This is a genomic window from Sphingomonas edaphi (assembly GCF_003583725.1).
In the GTDB taxonomy this organism is placed as follows: domain Bacteria; phylum Pseudomonadota; class Alphaproteobacteria; order Sphingomonadales; family Sphingomonadaceae; genus Sphingomicrobium; species Sphingomicrobium edaphi.
Map to the genome: position 1 here is coordinate 252,500 of NZ_QXTF01000001.1, position 16,617 is coordinate 269,116.

15 protein-coding genes are annotated in these 16,617 nt (G+C 62.9%); 4 read left to right on the forward strand and 11 right to left on the reverse strand.

All coding sequences use genetic code 11. The annotated features are described in order from the left end of the window. Nucleotides 1–2: 2 nt before the first annotated feature. The 6 genes from D3M59_RS01310 to D3M59_RS01335 form a co-directional block, all read right to left on the reverse strand. The gene (locus D3M59_RS01310; protein WP_233543093.1) at nt 3–854 is read right to left on the reverse strand and encodes a CheR family methyltransferase; all 852 of its coding nucleotides are present in this window, start codon (nt 852–854) and stop codon (nt 3–5) included. Continuing rightward, entirely contained in the window at nt 845–1,951 is a 1,107-nt protein-coding gene (cheB, locus tag D3M59_RS01315; RefSeq protein ID WP_233543094.1) for a chemotaxis-specific protein-glutamate methyltransferase CheB, read from the reverse strand. The genes D3M59_RS01310 and cheB overlap by 10 nt, the downstream gene beginning before the upstream one ends. A 10-nt stretch (nt 1,952–1,961) precedes the next feature. Then, the gene (locus D3M59_RS01320; RefSeq protein WP_119530874.1) at nt 1,962–2,327 is read right to left on the reverse strand and encodes a response regulator; all 366 of its coding nucleotides are present in this window, start codon (nt 2,325–2,327) and stop codon (nt 1,962–1,964) included. A gap of 55 nt (nt 2,328–2,382) precedes the next feature. Further along, complete coding sequence (locus D3M59_RS01325) at nt 2,383–2,829, reverse strand: chemotaxis protein CheW (protein WP_119530876.1); 447 nt, start codon at nt 2,827–2,829, stop codon at nt 2,383–2,385. Beyond that, on the reverse strand, nt 2,829–5,171 hold the full coding sequence (locus D3M59_RS01330; protein WP_119530878.1) for a chemotaxis protein CheA: 2,343 nt from the start codon (nt 5,169–5,171) through the stop codon (nt 2,829–2,831). The genes D3M59_RS01325 and D3M59_RS01330 overlap by 1 nt, the downstream gene beginning before the upstream one ends. Nucleotides 5,172–5,236: 65 nt before the next feature. Beyond that, nucleotides 5,237–5,878 carry a histidine phosphotransferase family protein gene (locus D3M59_RS01335; protein ID WP_119530880.1) on the reverse strand — a complete coding sequence of 214 codons (642 nt, stop codon included), beginning with the start codon at nt 5,876–5,878 and terminating at the stop codon, nt 5,237–5,239. Nucleotides 5,879–5,964: 86 nt separating this feature from the next. On the opposite strand from D3M59_RS01335, the gene D3M59_RS01340 reads away from it, so the two are divergent. The 3 genes from D3M59_RS01340 to D3M59_RS01350 all read left to right on the forward strand — a co-directional run bounded on the left by D3M59_RS01340 (nt 5,965) and on the right by D3M59_RS01350 (nt 10,233). After that, nucleotides 5,965–6,918 (forward strand): RluA family pseudouridine synthase, encoded by a 954-nt coding sequence (locus tag D3M59_RS01340; protein ID WP_119530882.1) that lies wholly within the window; start codon nt 5,965–5,967, stop codon nt 6,916–6,918. Between the two features lie 59 nt (nt 6,919–6,977). Next, complete coding sequence (gene rpoH / locus D3M59_RS01345) at nt 6,978–7,886, forward strand: RNA polymerase sigma factor RpoH (protein ID WP_119530884.1); 909 nt, start codon at nt 6,978–6,980, stop codon at nt 7,884–7,886. 304 nt (nt 7,887–8,190) lie between these two features. Beyond that, entirely contained in the window at nt 8,191–10,233 is a 2,043-nt protein-coding gene (locus D3M59_RS01350) for an elongation factor G (protein ID WP_119530886.1), read from the forward strand. 3 nt (nt 10,234–10,236) lie between these two features. On the opposite strand, the gene D3M59_RS01355 is transcribed toward D3M59_RS01350, so the two are convergent. From D3M59_RS01355 to D3M59_RS01365, 3 genes are read right to left on the reverse strand one after another with little or no spacing between them, the layout of a single operon-like run. Further along, nucleotides 10,237–11,037: a TIGR01459 family HAD-type hydrolase gene (locus tag D3M59_RS01355; protein ID WP_158581913.1), complete on the reverse strand. Its 801-nt coding sequence runs from the start codon at nt 11,035–11,037 to the stop codon at nt 10,237–10,239. Beyond that, nucleotides 11,034–12,353 (reverse strand): dicarboxylate/amino acid:cation symporter, encoded by a 1,320-nt coding sequence (locus tag D3M59_RS01360; RefSeq protein WP_119530890.1) that lies wholly within the window; start codon nt 12,351–12,353, stop codon nt 11,034–11,036. The genes D3M59_RS01355 and D3M59_RS01360 overlap by 4 nt, the downstream gene beginning before the upstream one ends. A gap of 52 nt (nt 12,354–12,405) precedes the next feature. Beyond that, nucleotides 12,406–13,671, reverse strand: coding sequence for a M24 family metallopeptidase (locus D3M59_RS01365; protein ID WP_119530892.1), 1,266 nt, complete (start codon nt 13,669–13,671; stop codon nt 12,406–12,408). 71 nt (nt 13,672–13,742) lie between these two features. On the opposite strand from D3M59_RS01365, the gene D3M59_RS01370 reads away from it, so the two are divergent. Then, nucleotides 13,743–14,975 carry a multidrug effflux MFS transporter gene (locus D3M59_RS01370; RefSeq protein WP_119530894.1) on the forward strand — a complete coding sequence of 411 codons (1,233 nt, stop codon included), beginning with the start codon at nt 13,743–13,745 and terminating at the stop codon, nt 14,973–14,975. Between the two features lie 61 nt (nt 14,976–15,036). Here D3M59_RS01370 and recA read toward each other — a convergent pair whose 3' ends face one another. Next, entirely contained in the window at nt 15,037–16,110 is a 1,074-nt protein-coding gene (gene recA / locus D3M59_RS01375) for a recombinase RecA (RefSeq protein WP_119532807.1), read from the reverse strand. A 103-nt stretch (nt 16,111–16,213) separates the two neighbouring features. Further along, a complete protein-coding gene (locus tag D3M59_RS01380; RefSeq protein ID WP_119530896.1) occupies nt 16,214–16,579 on the reverse strand; it encodes a response regulator in 366 nt (121 codons plus the stop codon). Between the last annotated feature and the right edge of the window lie 38 nt (nt 16,580–16,617).

Sequence of the window (16,617 nt, forward strand, 5' to 3'; positions counted from 1 at the left end):
GGTCAAGCCCCCAGCGCGACCTGGCCGACATCTGCCCTGGCAGCCAGACGGTACAAGCCCCTGGTTTCGCTATCGGCTTCGAAGCGCCGCGTCTGGCCGATGACCGTCTCGCCAGCGCCAAGCATCAGATATCCGTCTGCCGGCAGCGCACCCGCAATTCGATCGAATACCTGGGTACGGCGATCACCGTTCAGGTATAGCAGCACGTTACGGCACAAGACGATGTCGAACTCGCCCGGGTGCGGCGCCGGCTCCAGAAGGTTGTGGACCTGGAAACGGACGTTGCGACGCAGCGCCTCGACCGCGCGCCAGCCGCCCTCATGTTCCTCGAACCATTTGATCATCTGCGCAATCCCGAGGCCTCGCTGCACCTCGAACTGGCTATAACTTCCATCGCGTGCCCGCCGAACGGCCGACTCGCTGACATCGCTGCCCAGAATGTCGATCGTCCACCCCGACCAGCGCAGCGGGTCTTCCGCGAACATCATCGCAAGCGAATAGGCTTCCTGCCCAGTTGAACAGCCGGCTGACCAGATTCTCAGCCGCTTCGTCGACTGCCGATGCTGAATCAGCTTCGGGAGAGCGGATTTGGCGAGTAAATCGAACGGCGTGCGGTCACGGAAGAAATAGGTTTCGTTGTTCAGCAACGCCTCCACCACCTGCGTGGCAAGGCTCGGTTCGCGGCCCATGACCAAAATCGTGATCAGCTCGTCGAGGCTCGGGATGCCGCGTTCGCGGAGCAGGGTGGACAGCGCAGTTTCGATGCGCCAGCGGCGGCTCATCGTCAGCTGCTGACCGGTACGGGCTTCTAACAGACCGGCGAGGATCCGGCTGCTGCTGTCGCTTACTTGCACACGGCCTCCTGAACACGACCGCTTACGCGTCGGGCAAGCTTGGCGGGCGGCAGTACGGCGCATGTCAATCCGGCCTCAGTGACAGCCCGAGGCATGCCCCATACAGCGCAGCTGGCCTCGTCCTGGGCCATGACGGCGCCACCAGCTTCGACGAGGCGCTTGGCGCCTTCGGCGCCATCACGGCCCATGCCCGTCAGGACGATGCCTAGCGCTCCTGCCCCTAGGACTCCGCCAGCCGAAGCCAGCATCGGGTCAACCGAAGGCATGCAGCCGCTACTCACCTTGTGCTTCAACAACCGCGCGACCAGCGTTCCGCCGATATCGTCGACGACCAAGTGAGCATCGCCCGGCGCGATGACGATCCGATCGGGGAGCAATTTCATTCCGTCCTCCGCGACCAACGCCTCGCGATTGGCGGTCGCGGAAAGTTGTCGGGCAAACACGCTCATGAAGGCGGGCGGCAAATGCTGGGTGATAAGGATTGGAACGCCGATCCGGTTGGGCAACTCTGCGAAGAACGCGCCCAGCGCATGGATGCCGCCTGTCGACGCGCCGATTGCCAGCAGCTGCAGCGGAACGTCGGTGTTGGAAGGCAACTGCCGCGCCACGGGCGGAGGTGCTGGGCGGGCCATTCCTCGATCCGCGTATCCCAGCGCCCTAAGCTTGCCGAGCAGCACCTCAGAAAAGCGCCCGTTGAAGCGGCCGGTTCCTGGCTTGGGCAAGGTATCCGCTGCGCCTAAAGCAAGGGCGGCGACGGTTTCTTCCGCTCCTTCCTCGGCCAGCGAGGACACAATCAGAACCTTGGCGCCCTTGGCAGCTTCAAGGATACGGGGAATCGACTTCAGGCCGCCGACGCCAGGCATTTCCAGGTCGAGCAAGACGATGTCCACCATGACCTGGCCAAGCGCATCGATCGCATCCTCGGCCGTACCCGCGACACCGACGATCTCGAAATTGCGGTCCGCGTCGATCATCCTGCTCAGCACCGCCCGGGCGACCATCGAATCGTCGACGATCATCAGGCGGATCGGCCTTGGCAAGGCTGGCCCGGATCCGAGGTTCTGCCCCGTCCGCGAGGTGGCGAGCGCCCCCGTCATCAGGCGGACCTCAGGCGACGCCGACGAGCTGCAGCTTGATGTGGAGCGTTTCGCGGTCGAACGGCTTCATTACATACTCGTCCGCACCCGCCTCCAGGGCGGCACGGATGTGCGCCATGTCGTTTTCCGTCGTGCAGAAGACCACCTTCGGCTGGTCCGAATGGCCGCGCTGGCGAAGGAGTTTCAGGAACTCCATGCCACTCATAACGGGCATGTTCCAGTCGAGCAGAACGACGTCGGGCATCTTCGCCTCGCAGCGGTCGAGCGCCTCGCGCCCGTCCCCTGCTTCGTCGACCTGGAAATCGAGCGTCTCGAGAATATGCCGGGCGACCTTGCGAATGACCTTGCTGTCGTCGACGATGAGGCAGGTTTTCATGTGGACTTTCCGTAAGTTTCAACCGGTTCAGTACGCGACAAGGGTAACGAAGCTCTTAAGCTGCCCGAGCTTCCGTGGCCGGGCCTGCGATAATCGCCGGAATATCCACCAGCAGCAGCGGGCCCTCTTCCGTCTCCACCATGCCCTTGGAAACACGCTCCCACCCGTCGCCCATCGCCGCACGGATCGGAGCGGGTTCGGACAAGGCCTCTACGACGTCTTCGACGACGTCGACAGTCAGCGCATAATGATGTCCGTCCAGCTCGACGACCGCCGCCTCCTGCAAACTGCCGTCGTCAAGCACGGTGGCGCCAAGCTCGAGTGAACGTCGGCAGTCGATCACTGTCAGCACCCGGCTGCGGAGAGCAGAGAGTCCGGCGACATGGATCGGCGCGCGCGGCACCGGGATCAGCGCCTCCAGTTCGACAACGCTTTCGACCGCGGCGGCTGGAAGCGCAACCCGACTACCGGCGATCGACACGATGAGCAGCAATTCGTTCATTAGCGGTTCCCTCCGCTGGCCGACTTGATCGCAAGAAGCAGCCCCGTCCGGTCGTACCGATAAATGCTGTCTTGGCCGTTTACCTGGTCCGGGTCCGTTGCGAGGCGAAGGACCCTGCCTGACTGCGCGGACTGGACCGGTTCGCCGTGCGAGACGATGGTCAGGTCGGCGGACAGTTCGTCACCGTCACCTATCACCAGATAGCCTGCCGCCTCCACAATGGGCCGCAGCATGTTTTGCATCCAGGCGTCGCCCTCGGGCAGGCGGCAAACCAGTTGCGTCTGCGGACGGGCCGCGGTGCCAAGATGCTCCGCGAACAACCAGTGCGCGTCGACCAGTTCAGCCGGCTCGCCGCCGATCAGCGTGACCCCGTTTATCGCGCCGGGAACATCCGCCGGGATGACGTCGCGCTCGATGGACATCAGGTCAATGACTTCGCGGAAGGCGTAGCCGATCTCATGAGTGCCGTCGTTCAGGCGGAACACGCGCACCTTGCCGTCGAGTTCGTCCGGACGCTCGACGCCCGCCAGCGGCAGGATCGCTTCGCCAAGCTGGACCCGAAGCCGACCGGCGCTCGGGCGGATGGCGTCCGCGGCGACTTCCTCGATGCGGTCCACGACGCCCAGGCGAAGCGCTCGGCGCGCTCCATCCAAGCCGCGGAACAGCAGAACGGGAATCTCGTTCGAATTGACTGCCACGGGAACATCGGCGGTGTGCCCTCCCCGTTCCAAGGTTTCCAGCCGCACGCCACCGACCTGGGCCAGGCCCGCCGGATCGAACAGCAGGATGGGGCTGCCATCGTCGGCCAGCGTCGTGCCGGCATAAAGGCCAGTCGCCATAACGGCCGGCGCCGCCGGCTTCACCACCAGCTCCTCGTGGTCGTGAATGCGGTCGACGGCCAGCGCATATACATCGCCGCCCGCCGGACGAAGGACGATCAGCGTTCGCTCCTGGTCGTTCATGGCGCTCGGCAAGCCGAGGACGTCGGCCAGCGCGACTTCGGGTACGCGCCGACCACGAATGGTCGCGACCCCTGCGCCGCCGATGCGTTCCAGCGTGACACTGCCGCCGTTAGCGCGGACGATCTCTTCGATCGCGGAACGAGGAATGGCGAAGTGCTGGCTGCCTATTGAAACGGTCAATGCCGGGATAATCGTCAGCGTCAACGGAACGCGTAGCACCATTCGCGTGCCCTTGCCCGGCGTCGAATCCAGCTCGACCAAGCCGCCGATGCGTTCGACGTTGGAGCGCACGACATCCATTCCTACGCCACGTCCGGAGATCGCGGTCACTTCCTTGGCGGTGGACACGCCGGCTTCGAAGATCAGCGCCAGCTGCTCTGACCGGCTGAGTCGTGAAGCCACCTCGCGTTCGATCACTCCGTTGGCAACTGCCTTTTCGACCAGCTTCGACGCTTCGATTCCTTTGCCGTCGTCGGCGATCTCGATTAGGATCTGGTTGCCCGATTGGCGCGCCGAGACCGACAACAGGCCGATCTCGCGCTTGCCCGCCTTCAGCCGTTCCGCCGGCGTTTCGATGCCATGATCGACCGCGTTGCGAATGATGTGGGTCAGCGGATCGCGGATCATCTCAATCATCTCGCGGTCCAGCTCGACATCCCCGCCGTCGATATCGACCAGCACCTGCTTGCCAAGTTCCGTGCACAGGTCGCGAACCATGCGCGGCAGCGCGACGAACAAATTCTCGATCCGCTGCATGCGGGTGCGCGTAATCGCATCGCGCATTTCGGCGATAATGCCGGACAGTCGCTCGAACGCGCCGTCGACCGCGACGTCATCCGGCGCCTCTCGCAGCCGGCGCGCAAGCTCGTTGCGGGCCAGCACCATATCCGACACACCGGACATCACCCGGTCCAGCAATTCGACCGACAGGCGGATCGTCCGCGGCGTCGAGCTCGCCTTGCTCGCGGCATCGACGGCTGCCGGCATTGCAACTTGCTGCGCGGGCCCTTCCGCTCCGGGCGCCAGCGCGTCGATCAGTGCCGAATCATCGCCCTCAGGAACACCATCACCGGCGTCGATCGAGGCAATCATCTCGCCAATGCGGTCGATAACGGCCAGCACCGCGCTGACCAGCGCTCCATCGGGATGACGGCGGCCAGCGCGGCAATCCGCCAGCGCATCCTCAGCCGCATGGCTAAGCGTCTCGAGGCGCGGAAAATCGAAAAAGCCGCAATTGCCCTTCACCGTGTGGACAAAGCGGAAGATGCTGTCGAGGCGGGCGCGATCGTCGGGATTGGCCTCCCACGCGACGATTTCCCCGCCCAAAGCTTCGAGCATCTCCCGGCATTCCGCCACGAAATCGGCAATCAGGTCGTCCATCTGCGGCAGGGCCCCACGCTCAAAAGCTGATGGGTCCTCTATGCCGTCAAGGAGTTAACGGCTCGTTAGCCCTGTGCGGGCAGCGTCACGCCGATCAGCAGCACGTCGGCGCCAGGGTCGCTGAGCCGAATCGTCCCGCCCCCTTGGGCGGCCAAGCTGTGCGCCAGCCAGGCTCCCGCGGCGCGCGGCTCGACCTCGCCGCCGGAATGGCCGTTAGAGATAGTCTCGCGGAGCTTGGGATCGAGCAAGATGCGCGGCCCCTCGGCGCGAATGACCATTTCAAGCGCTCCGTCCCGCCGCTCCGCACCGACGTCCAGCCGCCCACCCCTTACCAAGGCATCACCCGCGATCATTGCCAGGTTGAGGAGCAGCTTGACCGCCCCCTTCTCCATCTTGTCGTCGGCGACCATCCAACCAAGCTCGGTCCGCTTGTCCGCGCCGTAGAGACCTTCCAGTGCCGCCTTAGCCTCGCGCGTGTCGATCTCGTCGCCAAACCCACCGGCCGCGCCGAATGCCAGCCGGAAGAACTTTAGCTTGTTCGCGCTCGCCTTGGCGCTTTCGGACAGCAGTTCCAGGCAGCGCTCCCGCATCTCGGGATCCTGCTCGTCGGCGAGCAACTCGATCCCGTTATTGAGCGCCCCGACCGGCGAGAGGAGATCGTGGCAGAGACGCGAGCACAACAGGCTCGCCAGATCGATAGCGTTCATGGGATTGCCAATGCGCGAGACTTTAACCTGAAGCAAGGCTCTAGCGCCATTGAACAGCCGCCACTCAGTCCCCAAATAGGACTGGCATGGCCGGGGGGCAGACCATCATCGAAGTCGCGTTGGACGACAGCCAGGCCGGTTGGCGACTCGACCGTGCGCTAGCCGTGCAGGTTCCCACTCTTTCGCGCGAGCGGCTCAAGGTTCTAACCAAGGCTGGCGCGCTCACTAACGACGGCGGCGCAGTGCGCGATCCAGCGGTTAAGGTGAAGGGCAACGAGCGGTTCAAGCTGGCCATCCCCGATCCTACACCGGCGCATAACGAGCCACAGGAAATCCCGCTCGTGATCGCTTATGAGGACGAGCATCTGCTGGTCGTCGACAAGCCCGCGGGCCTCGTCGTCCATCCGGCAGCCGGAAACCGCGAGGGGACTTTGGTCAACGCGCTGCTCCATCATTGCGGCGGAAGCCTCAGCGGCATCGGCGGAGTAGCCCGGCCCGGCATCGTCCACCGCATCGACAAGGACACATCGGGGCTGCTCGTGGTTGCCAAACATGATCGGGCGCACGAGGGTCTGGCAAAGCAGTTCGCCGACCATTCGATCGACCGCCGCTATCTTGCGATCGTGTCGGACGTGCCGCGTTTTGCGGAAGGCGCGGTCGACGCTCCGCTGGCCCGGTCCAGCCACGATCGGAAGAAGATTGCGATCGTCAGTGAAGGCAAGGGCAAGCGCGCGGTGACGCACTGGCGCAAGCTCAAGGATTTGAAGGACGCGGCACTGGTCGAATGCCGGCTGGAAACTGGCCGTACCCACCAAGTGCGCGTCCATATGGCGTCGATCGGCCATCCGCTGGTGGGCGACCCGGTCTACGGCCGCACTAAGAAGGCGCACCGCGAATTGCTGAAAAGCCTCGGCTTTCACCGGCAGGCGCTGCACGCAGCGCACCTCGGCTTTATTCATCCGGTCACGAAAGACCGTTTGTCGTTTGACAGTGCCCTTCCGTCGGACATGCAGGAACTGTTCAGCGCGCTTGGTGTATAGGTTTTAAACGGGTAAGGAGCGCGGCTCAGCCGCTCCGGCCCTTGGGAGTGAACGATACGATGGCGAATGGAAAAGGGGTTGTGTCGATTCCCGCTTCGGGCGGGGAAGCCGGGCTCAACCGCTACCTCAGCGAGATCAAGAAATTCCCGATTCTCGCTCCCGAAGAGGAATATATGCTGGCCAAGCGCTGGCGCGAGCATAACGACACCGATGCTGCGGCGCGGCTCGTCAACTCACACCTTCGTCTCGTCGCGAAAATCGCAATGGGCTACCGCGGATATGGCCTGCCGGTCAGCGAGCTGATTTCCGAAGGCAATATCGGCCTGATGCAGGGTGTGAAGAAATTTGAGCCGGACCGGGGCTTCCGCCTCGCCACTTACGCCATGTGGTGGATCCGCGCCTCAATCCAGGAATTCATCCTCCGCTCGTGGAGCCTCGTGAAAATGGGCACCACCGCGGCGCAGAAGAAGCTATTCTTCAACCTTCGCCGGATGAAGAACCAGATCGATGCGTTTGAGGAAGGCGACCTGAAGCCCGAAGCCGTCGCCAAGATAGCCACCGACCTCGGCGTGACCGAGGAAGAGGTCATCTCAATGAACCGCCGGATGGGCATGGGCGGCGATACGTCACTCAATGCGCCCCTGCGCAGCAGCGAGGATGGCGAAGGCCAGTGGCAGGATTTCCTCGTCTCCGAAGCGCCGCTCCAGGACGAAATCATCGCCGACGACGAGGAACGCCGCGTTCGCCACGACTTGCTCGTTGAGGCAATGGACAGCCTCAACGACCGCGAGAAGCACATCCTGACCGAACGCCGGCTGATCGACGAGCCGAAGACGCTCGAAGATCTGAGCCAAGTCTACGGCGTGAGCCGCGAACGCATCCGCCAGATTGAGGTTCGTGCATTCGAAAAGCTGCAGGCCGCGCTCATCCGCCTAGCCGGCGAGCAAAGGTTGCTCCCCGCCGCTTAACGCCATCGTCATTGCAAGTATCGCGAAGCAATCCAGCCGCAAAACTGGGTTGCTTCGTCGCGTTCGCGATGACGGCAGTGGGTCGAAGGAAATCATAGCGACGGGACTGCACTCGGTAGAGTGGTGAAGTTGGCGAAGCGCCCAACCCCTGCGCCCGCCAGACGGTGACAATGTTGCGGCGCGCGGCCGCCGTGCCCTCTTGCCTTCGCATGCAAAGAGTCCGACGCTCCTTGCTTGGAGAGCGCTGGCCGCTCGACGCGCGACTCGCGCCCCCGCCACAAGCAGACGGAGGAAGGAGAGTCGCATGCCTAATTCGGCAAAAGGGGGAGAATCCACGGGCACGAGGGTCATTGCGCTGGTTGGACCGGCCGGCGCAGGAAAGACTAGTCTGGCGGAAGCAATGCTGTTCGCCAGCGGAACGACCGACCGGCAGGGTTCGGTCGGAGCCGGCACATCCATCGGTGACAGCAGCGCGGAAGCGCGCTCCCGGGGAGGATCGACCGAAACCAACCTCTACAACTTCACCTATCTCGGCGGTAAATTCGCGATCATCGACGCGCCTGGCTCGATCGGCTTTTCAGCCGACGCCGCGCGCGGCATTGCCGCTGCGGACGTCGCCATCGTCGTCGTCGATCCCGATCCCTCGCGCGCCGCGCTTGCCGCGCCGGCCCTTAGGATGCTCGACGAACAAGGCATACCTCACATCCTCTTCGTCAACCGCATAGACCAGGCTCATGGCCGCATCCGCGACCTACTTACCGCCCTGCAACCGATGAGCGTGTCGCCGCTCATCGCCCGGCAAATTCCGATCCGCGAAGGCGACAAGGTCACCGGCTTCGTTGATGTCGCGCTTGAACGGGCGTTTCATTACGTCCCCGGCAAGCCGTCTGAGCAGATTGCGCTGCCCGATGACCTCGCCGAGCGCGAGGCGGAGGCGCGCACCCATCTGCTGGAACAACTCGCCGACCATGACGACGCCCTCCTCGAACAATTGCTGATGGACGAGGTACCCGAACCGGGGACGATCTTCGCCGACCTTAAGCGCGAGACGGGCGACAATCTGGGAGTGTCGGTCTTGTTCGGTTCGGCTGAGAACGGTTGTGGCGTTCGCCGTCTGTTAAAGGCGCTCCGCCATGAAGCGCCGGGACCGGAATCGACGGCCAACCGCCTCGGTGTCGAGTCCCCGGCCCTCTATGCCTTCAAAATCTCCCACGGCGGCTCCGTCGGCCGGCTGGCGATGACCCGGGCGCTTGGCGGCGCGATCCATGAAAGCTCCGACTTCAATTCGTCCAGCGATCATTCTGGTCGTCTCGGCGCGCTGTTTAGCGTCCAGGGCGACAAAACTGCCAAGGTCAGCGAAGCGCAGGACGGTGACATCGTCGCGGTGGCCAAGGCCGATGGTGTCCGCGCCGGCGACTGGCTGGGCAGCGCCGCCTTGCCCCAACCGATCGAACTCTCCTTGCCCTCACGCAACTGCGCGCTGGCAATCGAACCTGCCGACCGGAAGGACGATGTGCGTTTGTCAGGAGCGCTTGCCCGCATTCTCGAGGAAGACCCCAGCCTGTCGCTCGAACAGGACGAATCCAGCCACGAAATGAGGTTACGCGGCGTCAACGATGAGCATCTCAAGACGACGCTGGCCAAGCTCAAGCGGCGCTACGGCGTCGAAGTGAAGCATCACGCGCCGTCAATCGGCTACCGGGAATCCATCCGGAAACCGGTGACGATGAAGGGACGGCACAAGAAGCAGTCTGGCGGCCACGGCCAGTTCGGCGACGTCATCATCGAAGTGCGCCCACTGGGCCGTGGCGACGGATTCAACTTCGACGAGAAAATCCACGGCGGCGCCATCCCGAAGCAGTGGATTCCTGCAGTCGAACAGGGCGTGCGTGACGCGATGGGCAAAGGGCCGCTTGGCTTCCCCGTCGTCGACGTCGCCGTAACCCTCATCGATGGCAGCTACCACAGTGTCGATTCCAGCGAACTTGCCTTCCGCCTTGCCGGCCGGATCGCGATGCAGGAAGCGCTTGCGCAGGCAGCCGCGCATCTGCTTGAGCCGGTTCAGAAACTGGTGCTCGTGACGCCGGCGGCGTCAAGCAGCCGAGTGTCCTCGGCCGTTGCCAGCCGCCGGGGCCAGATGCTGGGCATGGGCCCGCGCGATGGCTGGACCGGCTGGGACCGGATCGAAGCGCTGATTCCGGAGAGCGAGCTCGATGGACTCGAGGCTGAACTCCGCTCCCTAAGCCAGGGCCTCGCCAGCTACGAGGCGGAGTTCGACCATCTGGCCGAGCTCAACGGTCATTTGGCCGAGAAGGTGATGAAGCAGCACGTGGCCGAACCGGCCTGATGCTCAGGCCAGTCCCGGCACCGTTATGATGGGATGCCAATCGCCAAGCCCGTGCCGGCGTGCAAAATCGTCCGGCACGGGTTCACCTTCATGAATGCCGTGACTGACGAACACCGCGTCGATCCCGTACCGCGCCGCGCCAAGAATGTCGGTTGGCAGCCCATCGCCAATGGCAAGCATTGCCTCTTTCGACGTGTTTCCGGCGAGCTTCCGGGCATGGTCGTAAATCGGTCCGTGCGGCTTCCCGTACCAGACGACCTCCCCGCCGAGCCCTTCGTAAATATCTGCCAGCGCACCCGCGCACGCCTCGCGGCGGCCCTGATGGATAACGACCCGATCAGGATTGAGGCAGTGCATCCGCACATGGTGAGCTGCAAGCGTCTCTAGCCGCTCGGTGTAGTCGGCCGGATCGCCCGACGGCTCGTCCAGCCCGGTGCAGGCAAGCTCGGTGAACTGCTCATCCGCTAGCATAACGCCATGCCGCAGGAGGTCGGAGCGATCTGCCTCGGTTCCAATGAACCCCACCGGACGCGTTGGATCGGTCAGCGCGGCAATACCCGCCTCTCCGCTACTAGTGATGGCGGCATACAGGTCGCGTGGGAGGCCGAACCGATCAAGCTGAGCTTGAACGGTATCCGCCGGCCTTGGCGCGTTGGTTAAAAGGACGACCGTTCGTCCTTCGCTCCTGAAACGCTCGAATCGCTCAAGTACGCCTGGCAGCAATCCGGCGCCGTCATGCACGACACCCCAAATGTCGCAAAAAATCGCAGTGTATCGGCGATCGAGCCGGTCTAGCGGGCTCACGCCGGCGTTGGCGGCGCGGCAGGCGTGAGGTCCTCCGGCGCCTCGCGGTCTTCGCCCCGGCTGACGACCGTCGCACAGGCCAAATCGCCAGTAACATTGAGCGTCGTTCGGCACATGTCGAGGAAGCGATCCACGCCGAGCACGAGGCCAATGCCTTCCGGCGGCACTCCAATCATTCCGAGGATCAACGCTACGACGGGCAGCGATCCTGCCGGAACGCCGGCTGTGCCGATGCCTCCCAGAATACAGATGAACAGCACCAGCGCCTGCTGCGCCAGCGTCAGCTCCACGCCGAAGAATTGGGCAAGAAACAGCACGGTGACGCCTTCGAAGATGGCCGTTCCGTTTTGGTTGGCGGTCGCGCCGATGGTCAACACGAACCTAGCTACCCGCCGCGGCAGGTTTAGCTTGTCTTCGGCTACGCGAATGGCCGTCGGCAGCGTCGCATTGGACGACGCGGTTGAAAAGGCCATGACCATGGCTTCCTGGCTCTGGCGGAAAAACCAGACCGGCGAAACGCCGCCCGCGACCCTGAGGACGATTGGATAGACGACAAACATATGCACGCCGAGCGCAAGCAGCACGACGCCGACATAGGCGCCCAGCCTGACCAGAAGGTCCCACCCGAATACCGACGCCAGGTTGAACATGAAGCAGGCGATGGCAATGGGCGCGAGGCGAATAATCAAGCCGATTAGGCGCATCGACACGTGGAAGATGCCCTCGATGCCATTCTGCAACATTCGCGCCTGGGGCGTATCGGTCAGCAGGAGGCCGATGCCGAAGATCAGCGCGAAGACCATTACCGCGAGTATGTCGTTGGCCGACATTGCTGCGACGACGTTATTCGGGATGATCGCTAGCACTGCGGCGACGCCCGACGGCTTGTCGGCCTGCCCCGCAAGAATTGCGCCAGCCCCTTCCCGCGCATCGGCCAGCAGTTGCTGCGCCAACGCCTGATCCACTCCCGCGCCCGGCTGGAAAAAATTGGTGACGAACAGCGCCAGGACGACCGCGATGCCCGAGACCACGATGGTGAAGGCCAGTGTCTTCAGCCCGACGCGCTTCAAGGCGCCGATGTCACCCATTTCCGCAATGCCGACCACCAAGGCCGAAAACAGAAGCGGGATCACCAGCATAAAGATGAGGCGGAGGAAAATCTGGCCGACGGGTCCAGTAATGTACGTCGACAGCCACTCGACCCAGGCCGCGTCACCCGCCGCGGCGTTCGCAATAAGGCCGAAGACAAGTCCGACGAGGAACCCTATCAGCATCTGCCACTGCAGGGCGATGCCCTTCTGCTCGCTCGTCGTCATTAAACTTCCCTCTGTTGTGCCGCCCAACGCATTGCGGGTGGCGCCCGATGCGTCAAGCGGCCGAGCGCCCGATCGGGTCCTCCAACGACTTTGGCGGCTCGGTAAACCACTTCGGGCCGCTCGCTGTCATGTGGAAGCAATCCTCCAGCCGGATGCCAAACTTACCGGGCAAATAGAGGCCTGGTTCGTTGGAGAAGCACATGCCGGGCGCCAGTGGCGTTTGCTCGCCACGGACGAGATTGATTGGCTCATGCCCCTCCATTCCGATCCCGTGACCGGTGCGGTGTGACAGGCCGGGCAGCTTGTAGCCGGGGCCATAGCCCCAGCTTTCGTAAGCCTTCCGCACGGCTTCATCGACGCTGCCCGCTGATGCACCCACGTTAGCGGCCGCCATGGCGATGTCCTGGCCCCGACGCATCTGCTGCCATACCACTCGCTGCTCCGACGTAGGATCCGCGCCCCAGACGAAGCTGCGAGAAATATCCGATTTGTACCCATGAACGTCGCAACCGCAGTCAAAGAGCACATTGGTCCCGCGCTCGATCACCTGCGGCTTGTGCGTTCCATGGGGATAGGCAGTCCCCTCGCCCAGCAATACAAGCCCGCCATCGTAGCTTCCGCCGAGCGCGCGCGTGGCGGAACCGATTATTGCGTCGATATCCGCCGGGGTCATACCAGCCTTCAGGCGCGCCCAGCTATGGGCGAAGGCTGCCAGCGTGATGTCGGAAGCTGCCTGCATCAGCGCGATTTCGGCCCCCGTCTTGATCATCCGGCAACCGCGCACGACAGGGTTCGCACTGACGAGTTTCGCGGTCGGTAGCTGCTGTGTCAGCCGGTCTATGATGAAGTAGCGGTTTGTTTCCTCCATCCCGATCCGCGAAGCACCGAGACCGCGCGAGCGCAGAAATTCAGCGACAAGCTTCAGCGGCTCCTCATGCTCGTCCCAGGTCCGCACCTCGGCGGCTATGCCGAGGCTTTCCTCGACCGATGGCTTTTCGAAGAAGGGAGTGACGATAATTGGATCGCCCGTGACAGGGATGACGGCTACAGTCAGGCGCTCTGACCGCCACCATTGGACGCCCGTGAAATAATCGAGGCTAGCGCCCGGCTCGACGACGATTGCACCGATATTCTCCTTAGCCATCAGAGTACGCGCCCGGGCCAAGCGGGCCATGCGCTCGTCGCGGCCGATCGGCGGGGGAAGCTTCATTGGCCGCAGATCGCCGGCGTCTTGGGCGGCCGCCTTGGCCAGCCCGGTCATCGAGGCGGCTGCGAGCAGGCCGCTGCCTGCCAGAAGTTGGCGACGGTGAAGACGCATATCCCCCTCTTATTGTCGTCGACGTAGGCGTATCTGTTGCACGGCCGCGCGCAATGCGCCAGCAGGCAACAATGCCCATCGCCCTGCCCGAAACGCCCGGCGAGCGCCGGTCCGGCCCTCGCGAGACCGTTGCCCTTCTCGCGGGTCTGATGGCGCTCAACGCATTTGCCATTGACGCGATGATCCCCGCATTGCCGGCGATCGGCGACGCTCTCGGTGTGGAAACCGAAAATCGCCGCCAACTTGTCGTTGTCGTCTATTTCTTCGGTTTCGGTATCGGCCAGATTTTCTGGGGACCGCTGGCCGACCGGTTCGGCCGCAAGCCTATTCTGGCGATCGGCATCGCCCTCTACGCAGCATTTGCTTTGTTATGCGGGATCGCGGCTTCTTTCCCGTTGCTGATTGCAGGCCGGTTCGCCATGGGCGCTTCCGCCGCTGTTACGCGTGTGCTGGTTACCGCCATGGTACGTGACCTGTTCGAAGGCGAAGAGATGGCTCGGGTGATGAGCCTGGTCTTCATGGTCTTCATGCTCGTGCCGGTGCTGGCCCCTTCCGTCGGCCAGCTGATCCTCCTGTTCGGACCGTGGCGGCTGATCTTCATGGTGCTGGCGGGCTATGGTGTGTTGATGTGGGTGTGGAGCTTCTTTCGCCTTCCCGAGACACTTCGTCCCGAATATCGCCGCGCCCTTGATGCAGGCGCAATTGGGCGAGCCGTTAGCGAAGCCGGAAGCGACCGCCTGTCGGTTGGATACACCCTAGCGCTGACCGCAATTTTCGGTGGCCTGACCGCGTATATCGCCTCGATCCAGCAAATCGTGTTCGACGTGTTTAAGGCGCCCGATATGATCGGTGTTGTGTTCGCGGCCGTTGCTGCGCCCATGGCGCTGGCCAGTTGGACCAATTCCCGGGTCGTGGGACGTTTTGGTTTGAGGCGGGTTGGACACGGCGGATTGATTGGCTTTGTCGTGGTGGCATCACTCCACGCACTCTTCGCGGCCACCATTGTTGAGCCGCTCTGGCTGTTCGTACTGATGATGAGTCTGACGTTCGTGGCCTTCGCATTTACGACATCAAATTTCGGTACGCTTGCCATGAGTAACATGGCGTCGATCGCCGGCACGGCTTCGTCGGTACAAGGCGTGACAGGCACGATCGGCGGCGCGCTGATCGGCCTCGCCATCGGCCAGTTGTTCGACGGGAGTCATGTGCCCTTTACGACCGGGCTAGCCGTTTGCGGAGTAGCGGCACTGGTTCTGGTGTTGCTCACGGAACGCGGCCGTCTGTTTGCGCGGTTGGAGCGATAGCGCAGCGACGAAAAAGGGCGCCCTGTGAGGGGCGCCCTTAGTCCATTGCGTCAGGTATAAGTTAGGCGTCGTCGCCGGCGTCCGGACCGACCATCAGCGCTTCGCCCACTTCTTCGGTTTTGCCGCGGATGGCATTTTCCAGCCGCTGTGCAACCTCCGGATGATCCTTAAGGTATTGCTTCGCGTTCTCGCGACCTTGGCCGATACGGATCGAGTCATAGCTGAACCATGCGCCGGACTTTTCGACCAGACCTGCCTTGACGCCGAGGTCCAGGATTTCGCCAACCTTGGAAACGCCCTCACCATACATGATGTCGAATTCAACCTGTTTGAAGGGCGGTGCCACCTTATTCTTGACGACCTTCACGCGGGTGGCGTTGCCGACGATATCGTCCTTGTCCTTGATCTGACCCGTGCGGCGGATATCGAGACGGACCGATGCATAGAATTTCAGCGCATTTCCGCCTGTCGTCGTTTCCGGATTGCCGTACATGACGCCGATCTTCATGCGCACCTGGTTGATGAAGATGACGGTGCAGCGCGAACGGCTGATCGAACCGGTCAGCTTACGCAGCGCCTGGCTCATCAGGCGTGCCTGGAGGCCGACGTGGCTGTCACCCATCTCGCCCTCGATTTCCGCCCGCGGAACGAGAGCGGCGACCGAGTCGACCACCAGCACATCGATGGCATTCGACCGAACCAGCGTGTCGACGATTTCCAGCGCCTGTTCGCCGGTGTCGGGCTGCGACACAATCAGCTCGTCGATGTCGACACCCAGCTTCTTGGCATAGACCGGATCGAGCGCATGTTCAGCGTCGACGAATGCCGCCGTGCCACCGGTCTTCTGCGCTTCGGCAATCGAATGCAGCGCCAAGGTCGTCTTGCCCGAGCTTTCCGGTCCATAAATCTCGATAACGCGGCCGCGCGGGAGTCCACCGACCCCCAGCGCGATGTCGAGGCCGAGCGATCCTGTCGATACCGTTTCGATTTCGATCTTCTCGCGGCTACCCAGCTTCATGGCCGAGCCTTTGCCGAACGCGCGATCAATCTGCGCGAGCGCTGCCTCTAGTGCCTTCTGACGATCAGTATTCACGCTGTCTCCACTCACTCCGACGACCTTGAGTTGCGCTGACATGAACATGTTCCCCTCGTCAATCGGGAGCCGAGATTCCCCCCGCAATGACAAAGATGTATCCTATTTGTTCTCGCGGAACAAGAGGAGAACTTCCTGCCCGCTTTCAGCCTTCAGCCTGTGCAAGCGCGGCATCGATGACCGGCGTGACCCGGTCGATCGTATAGGGCTTTTCGATCATCGGCACGTCGACGAATTCGGCGGGCGGCGGATCGACATGGCCGCCGCTTGCAAGAACAAATGGTGTTCCCTTCTCACGTAGCGCCGCTGCAACCGGCCAGACGCTTTCGCCTTTGAGGTTCACGTCGAGGATCGCGAGATCGAACGTACCGCTCTCCACTTCCTTCAGCGCAGAGGGCACACTGTCGCAGCTGCCACTGACTTCATGCCCGAGCGAGAGGATGAAATCCTCCAGCATCATGGCGATCAATGGCTCGTCTTCGACGATCAGGATGGAACGCGAAACAGACATGGCGACCGAAATAGCAGCCGTTACGCTGGAGGAAAGAA